At 42.1% G+C, this 8,131-nt stretch carries 5 protein-coding genes; 4 read left to right on the top strand and 1 reads right to left on the bottom strand.

Annotation, left to right across the window (positions count from 1 at the left end):
- From A8L45_RS22785 to A8L45_RS22770, 4 genes are all read left to right on the top strand, one after another.
- A partial coding sequence (locus A8L45_RS22785; protein ID WP_068905644.1) for an RraA family protein occupies positions 1-475 on the top strand: 475 nt, incomplete at its 5' end.
- 227 nt (positions 476-702) lie between these two features.
- Complete coding sequence (locus tag A8L45_RS22780) at positions 703-1,680, top strand: TRAP transporter substrate-binding protein (protein ID WP_068905643.1); 978 nt, start codon at positions 703-705, stop codon at positions 1,678-1,680.
- A 94-nt stretch (positions 1,681-1,774) separates the two neighbouring features.
- Complete coding sequence (locus A8L45_RS22775) at positions 1,775-2,275, top strand: TRAP transporter small permease (protein ID WP_068905642.1); 501 nt, start codon at positions 1,775-1,777, stop codon at positions 2,273-2,275.
- Positions 2,272-3,573 (top strand): TRAP transporter large permease, encoded by a 1,302-nt coding sequence (locus tag A8L45_RS22770; RefSeq protein ID WP_068905641.1) that lies wholly within the window; start codon positions 2,272-2,274, stop codon positions 3,571-3,573. The genes A8L45_RS22775 and A8L45_RS22770 overlap by 4 nt, the downstream gene beginning before the upstream one ends.
- 806 nt (positions 3,574-4,379) lie before the next feature.
- Here A8L45_RS22770 and A8L45_RS22765 read toward each other — a convergent pair.
- Positions 4,380-7,754 carry a hypothetical protein gene (locus A8L45_RS22765; protein WP_068905640.1) on the bottom strand — a complete coding sequence of 1,125 codons (3,375 nt, stop codon included), beginning with the start codon at positions 7,752-7,754 and terminating at the stop codon, positions 4,380-4,382.
- Positions 7,755-8,131: the final 377 nt, after the last annotated feature.

The following is an 8,131-nucleotide window of genomic DNA, read 5'->3' as shown; positions in this document are numbered from 1 at the left end:
GATGGATTATTACCGGTACATGGCAGATGGATCGTTACCCTCGGTCGTTGTGATCGAAGATCTGGATCACCCGCATGCCGTTGGTGCCTTCTGGGGAGAAATAAATACCAATGTACACAAAGGGTTCGGTATGGCTGGTGTACTGACAAACGGAGTAATGCGGGACCTCGGTGATCTCCCTGACAACTTTCCTGTTATTGCGGGCTCTGTTGGCCCCAGTCATGCCTTTGTTCATGTAGAGAGCATCGGACAGCCTGTTTCAGTGTTCGGCTTAAAAGTTAGCGATGGTGACCTTATTCACGCTGATCGCCACGGTGCTGTCGTCATACCTGAAAATATAATTCCAAAATTGTCAGAGGCAATCTCTCAATTGCTGCGAAATGAGCAAATCATCCTGAAAGCATCGAGAGAAGAAGGCTTTGACTTTGAGAAATTTGAGCAAGCGTGGGCAGAGTTTGAACGCGTTCGGACCTGACATGCCTTAATACCCAAACATACTGAACGTTCAGAACCCGTCAATCTGAAAAAAGAATGTCTCTATAAGGCTGACGCTGACGTTTAGTACAAGACCCATCTCAAGAGGTCGTCTGGGTTTTTTCCCAAGAGAATTTGAACAACCGCGCACCTATGTTTTCCAAGGGCGCTGCTTACTTGTCTGTCGATAAATACAGACACTACAGTTCAATATTAAGGAGAAATACCATGAGATTATCGCTTCTGATCACTCTGGTGGCTGGACTCACCTTCACGGGAGCAGCAACTGCGGATACAACAATTCGAATTGGTCACGCAACGCCGGAAGTCTCTCCCATTCATCAGTCTCTACTGTTTTTTGAGGAGCAGATTGAAAAACGCTCAGGCGGAAAAATAGAAGTGGAAATATTCCCCGGTGGACAGCTGGGTAGCGTCAGGGAAATGACTGAACTTGTTCAGTCAGGCAACATCACTATGGCGACAGGGGCATCTGTCCATCTATCATCAACGGTGAATGAGCTGGCTATACTTGACCAGTTTCTGTTGTTTGCTGACGAAAAAACAGCAAGAAGCGTACTCGATGGCAAAGCAGGACAAGCATTGTCAACAGCGATGGAGAAACGCGGCCTGAAGTCGATGGGCTTTATGGAACTGGGTTTTCGCAGTTTCACTAACAACCGTGCGCCGCTCGACAGCTACGAAGCGTTTAAGGGTCTGAGGATGCGTTCAGCAGACAACCCTATTGCTATCAAGGCCTGGCGCTCTGTTGATGCCGTACCGCTACCACTGGCATGGGGCGAAATTTACTCCTCCCTGCAACAAAACCTCATTTTTGGTCAGGAAAGTGCCCTCTCCTCGATGATCATTGAACGTTTTTTTGAAGTGCAGAAATACGTATCACTGACTCAACACATATACTGGCCAGAACTCTGGATGGCAAATCTCGATTGGTACAACGACCTCAACGATGACGATCGTAAACTCATTAATACCGTTGCCCGCGAGACGGTTGAACTTCAGAGAGATCTTACGCTTGAGGCCAACAATAAAACGTTGGCTCAGTTGAAGGAAAACGGACTCATCGTAAATGAGCTGCCAGCCGCCGACCGTAAACGACTCGGTAGCACCATGAACGCAGCAATTGAGAAAGACATCAGAGCAAAAGTCGGCTCAGATTTCTACGACCTCTTCATGAAGGCGCTGTAAAGCAAAAAAAGAAATAACAATGGAGCTGGCCACTCGTTGGCCAGTCCTTTGTGTTTCTGACGTTTATAAAGGCCGCTCAAGGAGGTAGAAGCCTATGTTACGCACGATAGAAAAATACTTTGAACCGACCGTCATTGTGATATGCCTTACGGCAATCATGTTTCTGGTTTTTGCTGATGTCATCGCTCGTTTTGCCTTCTCAACATCCATAGCTATCGCTAACGAACTGGCAAGGATAAGTTTTGTTTATCTGATTTACTTTGGGATCAGTTATGCCATTCGGGAACATCGACATATGCGGGTAACGTATTTTGTCGATAAATTGCCCGCAACGCTCAAGCGTTTTGCGCTCGTTATCAGTGAAAGCATCTTTCTACTCTACTCCATCACAGTTTGTTATTACGGCGTTGAAATTACCCAGCAGGCTGTCGAAAGAGGAAAAACACTGTCTGCAACACAATGGCCGACATCAGTGCTGTATGCAGCAATTATTTTTTCTGGCTTATTGTGCTCTCTGCGTCTCCTTCATTCGCTTTACCGGATCATCGCTCTTGGCGAAACCGACCTGTGTCCGAAAGAGGAGATCGTCTCATGACAACATTAATCCTCTTTCTCAGCTTTTTCGTGTTGCTTCTGATTGGACTGCCAATCGGTATCGCACTGGGTTCTGCTTCATTGCTCGCGATCGCCTACATACCGTTTCTGAAGTTTGACCTGTATGCGCTTGGCCTCGTCAGTGGTATTAACAGTTTTACACTGATTGCAGTGGTTCTCTTCACCCTTGCGGGTAATATCATGAGTAAAGGTGGTATTTCGTCAAGGCTGATTGCTGTCGCAGACAAAATGTTTGGTGGTGCTCCGGGTGATTTAGGCACTGTCACTATTATTGCGTGTCTGTTCTTTGCCGCCATATCAGGTACTGGCTCTGCCACTGTTGCCGCTGTTGGTCTGGCGATGATCCCTGCACTGGTGCAAAGGGGCTATGACAGAGCATATGCCGGAGCCATGGTTGCCAGCGCAGGTGGATTAGGGGTGATGATACCGCCGTCGGTGGTGATGATAGTGTATGCAGTATCTGCCGGGGTATCGGTTACCGCACTGTTCATGGCGGGTATCCTGCCCGGGCTTGTTATTGCTTTGACGCTGATGACCTTTAACGTCCTGTATCGACAGCGCACAACCAAACATCTCGATTTGCCGCCACGACAGTCCAGCAACACGAAAGAAATATTCGAAGCGCTTAACAACGCCAAACTGGCTCTTCTTATGCCTTTGGTCATTCTCGGCGGTATTTATGGCGGTATTGTCACTCCAACAGAGTCTGCGGCCGTGGCTGTGGTGTACGCCTTGGTAGTGTCTTGTTTTGTTTATCGAGAGCTGTCGCTCAAAGCCCTTCCCAAAATCATGTTGGAATCAGCCATGCTGGTGTCAGCAGTGCTGGTGATCATTGGTGCGTCTGTGGCATTCGGTCGGATAATTGCGCTGGAAAAAATCCCCACAGAGCTTGCGCAGTTTGTTTTGTCGATCACCGACAGTAAATATCTTGTTCTTATCGCCATTATTGTGTTGCTGCTTATTATCGGCACCTTTCTCGAAACATTGGCATCCATTGTTATTCTCACTCCGGTACTCCTGCCGGTATTGACCAGGCTCGGTGTTGATTTGGTGCATTTTGGTATCGTAATGATTGTTGCGCTGGCTATCGGTTTTGTAACGCCGCCTCTTGGTGCAAATTTATTTATGGCTGCGCAGGTTGGCGAAATACCGTTTGATCAGATTGCGCGACGTATCTTTCCTTGGGTGGTAACACTGGTTGTGGCGCTGTTGGTCATTACCTTCGTGCCAAGTATTTCACTTATCTTGCCAGAGGTCTTTCTGGGTTACGGAAAATAAATCTGTCCCGGGCAATCTTTGACTTGACTGACATAGATTGCTTGGGCATTTGGCGTATGCATCTTTTTCGTGGCTATCTAATTCACAGCTTTCCCTACTTCCATATTTAATTAAGCATTACTAAATTATCGGGCCGTTAAGAGGTCGAGAACACTCTCACTTTCGTATGACTTAACCTAGCCATTGGTGCTCTCTCGATCTTCATTCAGAATTTCAAAGATATAATTAGTAAGAAACTCTACCCGACAGGCGCGATTAGATTGTTCAATATATGCATGTTTATTTGGTTTATCTGGCGGGGTAAATTTTAATTTGACTACATAGCTATGAATATTGTGTCATTAATATTATGGAAATAGATTTTTAGGTTGATATTCAAATAGTGGTATTATAAGTTTTCACCTTATTAGCAATAATATCGTTAACTTTATGGCAAACTTTATTATATTTGATAACATCAACGATTCATGCTTATTTCTAGTATAACTTTCACATCACGTTATCTTTATTTTTTGTGTGTGCGAAGATAGTTATAATTACCAATGACTACTCTCGGTGGAAAAACACAATTTTAATCACTAAAAAATCTTAAATACAAAATAAATCATAATAAAACGAATAATTAAAAAATAGGGGCCTAATGTTTATATTTCTTAGTAAACATTAACCCCATTAAAAAGTTTATATTTTTACCTTTATTAGTGCCAACTTCCATTGCTTTTAATGTTATCTTTAATTAATTTTTTCATGATATGATTACCTAGGATTGTAAAATTTATAATTGATAAAACAGTGGTAATCTTATTTTAATTCTTCTCATCAATAAAGTACTTATTGCCCATGTTGTCTACCTGATACGAATACCTGAACCTATCAGCATCATTTCTTACCGCCAAATATCTTTTCTCTGTATCGTCTGAACCTATCACTCTTTCAATATATATACTTTCTCGACGTCCATTAAATTGAATAGGCTGAGGATATATGTTTTCACTTGCAATGTCCTTTTCGCTAAACGATGGTTGAGAAGTTGTTATTTTAACTTTATTAAAATTATTTTTAATACTATTTACATCTTCTTCTGTATAATATCTTCGCTTAAGTTTACGTGGTTTTACTTGGCTGTCAGAGAAAACATCACCTTCATTCTGCCCAAATTTGTCTCCTGTTTTAGTATCTTCAAAGTAAAACCTATTTGATATAGAATCTGGATAGACTTTCTTGAATCGATACTGCTGACCAAATTTGTTTGAGGCAAGAAATATCTCTTGATCTGGACCTTTTTCGGTCAACACCTGTCTTTGACGGCCATCATAATAAAACGGCGCGGGTGTTAGACTGCTTGTTCCCCAAAAGTTTTGTCTATTTAAAGCATGGTTGAGCGCATCATCAAATGTGATATCACTCACCGAAGAATCAATATCTTGACTCTGATCGGATTTGGATACCTCAATTGGGTTGCTTTTTTGCTCCTGTAATTTTTCATTTCCGAAGACAAGTTGTTTATTTTCTTGATGTAGCGGAATATTTTCACCCGTTTTATCATTCGTTGCTGAGAATACATCAAACCATCCCAGACCATCGGCATGTTTGAAATAAGACCCTACACCGCCTTTTCCGATTGGCGATTTACTGTTTCTGGCAAAGCCGCCAAACGAGCCAGGAGACTCGCCCTTTGCATATCCAGCAACAGACAAAAAGCCGCTGGAACTGGTTGTTTTGGAAGTCGCAGGTACTTGGGTATCGTAGATGGCCGCTGTGCTTAAATTCGAAACAAAGTCACTAGGAGCTTGGGCCGCTGTTGATAGGAGCCCAGACAAACCTGGCACTTTCCTTGAGAAAAAACGTTCGACTAGTGCTGCTATACCAAGCCCTGCCTTGGTCCCTACTTGTGCCCCGAATACAGCTTTCGCAGCACCGGCTCCCCCTTTGTCTCCATCCCACGCAAAGTTCTGACTGCCCCCGATGAGACCAAATGCAATACCACCACCACCAACTTTTAATGCTTTTCTCACTTTGTTTGCCTCATCTGGTGATAAGTACTCGTCAAGTGAGCCCGTTCCCGAAGCATCAAGAATACCGAGAACGCCGGGTGTGCCCGCTATTTTTGTATTAAATTGCCAACTTTTTGGGTCGATTTTCGGGTTACCACTGGAATCTTTAATTACACCACCATTAACATCAGTTTCAGGTATGTACTCCCATTTCGGATTACCGTTTTCATCCAATGTATGTTTGGCGTAAAAAGAGTATGCCGCTTCTGTGCCAAACTCCATAAATGGGCCTCCAAGTAATGTGCCAGTCGCTTCGCCTCTCGGCTTATTCTGGTTGAGCAGGCCTGCTTTAGAGTTGCCCGCACTGACACCACTGATGTCCAAAAAAGGGGTAATATCAACAACGGAATGCAGCTTAGTCTCTATTTTTATCACGGATTCTTCTTTTCCGTTGATGATTGCCGTTCTTGGTGGATAGATACTTTGGGTACGCCGAACCTCGAGATTTCCAGCTTGTGCATTAAGCCCAAAAGCAGCGGCGTGTCCCTTGCTATTACTTGCAAGAGTTGTTGACTGAGAGTTTACTGTTCCAGCACTTAACGTCAGAGCAGAACCAAATGCTTGCTGAACATAAGTCAATGGCGTTAAATCACCGACTCGATAATCGTCTCCCCATGTTGGACCATTTTTCCTATCCTCCTCGTTCCGGTATAGGGGGAGATGACCAATACTGGATTGGCTATTGGCCCAATCTAAAGCCTCATTAAATACTTTTGGTATCTGTCCCTTATCCAATTGCACAGCAGCTTTCAAAAATTCTCCCGACTTAGCAAGGGAGTAGGCCGTAGCCACAGTGTTTGCAACGCCATTGACAATATCAAGTGCTTGCTCTGGTTTGATCTTTTTGACTCCTTCGAGTGCTTTATCTCCGGCTCTTTTTGCCGCATCCCTCAATGAACGCCCTACTGCATTAGCTTCATTTCTGGCAGCATTTAGGGCGTTACGCGCTCCATTGCCAGCGTTCCTTGCAACATTTGTAGCTGAACGAGCAGTGTTACTACCAGCTCTTACTGCCCCGTTTGCTAGACGGGAACCAGCTCTTGCAGCTCCGCTTGCTGCTCTCGCAGCTCCGCCAGCAGCTGCTCTTGCACCCGCTCCGAGAGCTCTAATTATGAATGGAATCGCTCGTGCAAGTGCAGCTCCGGCAGCAGCAAATACAGCAGGCCAAGCAGGATGTAGATTGTCGTCTGATTCGGGATCTTTCCCAACCGCCATAGGTTTAAGATTTGTTCCCTCAACTTTATTGATTGCCTCAAGAGTGTTTGCTTCGATTTTTTGAGCATCACTCTCCGTGTTCCTTCGCGTTTTGCCAGGATCATTTAAGGTTTGATCTTGTTGAGCATGTGCAAGCTCGTGAATAAGTAGACTTTGTCTTGCTTCATCAGACATCTGATCATAGCTTTTACCGTCAATATAAGCCGTATTTGTTATATCATCGTAAAGCGCTAACGCACCGTTATAATCTGGAAACTTATTACCAATATCTGTAATTTCAAATTTAGTTTTATCTAGAGTGTTTGAAGTGACAACAGGCTTTTGTGTAGAGGTATCTTGAGCACTGTCTGTCCTCTTACTCTCTTCAGTCTTTGTAAGGCGGGCTCTTAGCTTACTTATATCTTGATTAAGTTTTGCCTCAGACTGACTTTTAACATTGCTATAAGCACTTTTTCTTACAGCTAGACTGTCATCTTTTTTTATATCAGAAGCTACATTCTCTGAGGAGGAAAGTACTGACTCGTTACTCATTTTATGCTGTATTTTTTGGACAGGGGATTCTTGGAGGTCAATGTTTTTACTCTCCGAACCACCTACTTTTTTTGAATCCATACTATTTGATTTCGGAGTTTTATCACTTTCCTTTATGGGTTTCTCATTATCTTTTTCAGATTTATATTTATTAGATTTATCTTTCTCATTTAATTCATCTTGTTTTTTGTTAATTCTATCAATATTCATCACCGCCTTAGCATTAAACTTCTCCTCAGCTAAAAAGCTATTATCACTTCTGTTAGGTTTATTATTTTCTGATGTTTCCCTTTCGTTATCTTGTTCGTCATTTACATTATCCCTATGGTCATTTCTTTCAGTAACCGACGCTGCTTTTGACTGAACACTCACATCACTCATATGACTCTCCAATTTCTTGCATTCGTATTCAAAATAGCAGAGATAATAATTTTATTCCCTTATCAAACAAAAAAATATTTAAAAATCCCTAACATTTAAATTATTTAAAATCATAAGCTTGAAGATATTAATTAATTTATTTTCTTTTTTTATATGCACTTATAAATAACGAAAATATCTTAAATATTTGATAAGGATCACTAAAAAATTATGAATTAAAAAACTTATTGCATATGCAATTCTTATATTTAATAAATTTTATTTATCATTTAAATAATAAAGTGCAATGTTTTTTATATTATTAATTATTTGTTATCTTTACATATAGAAATATAAAATATGCTACATGATGTATATTAACTTTGTTGATTTGATTC

It is taken from the genome of Veronia pacifica (genome assembly GCF_001707825.1).
In the GTDB taxonomy this organism is placed as follows: Bacteria; Pseudomonadota; Gammaproteobacteria; order Enterobacterales; family Vibrionaceae; genus Veronia; species Veronia pacifica.
This window is presented reverse-complemented; position numbering and strand designations above follow the sequence as displayed.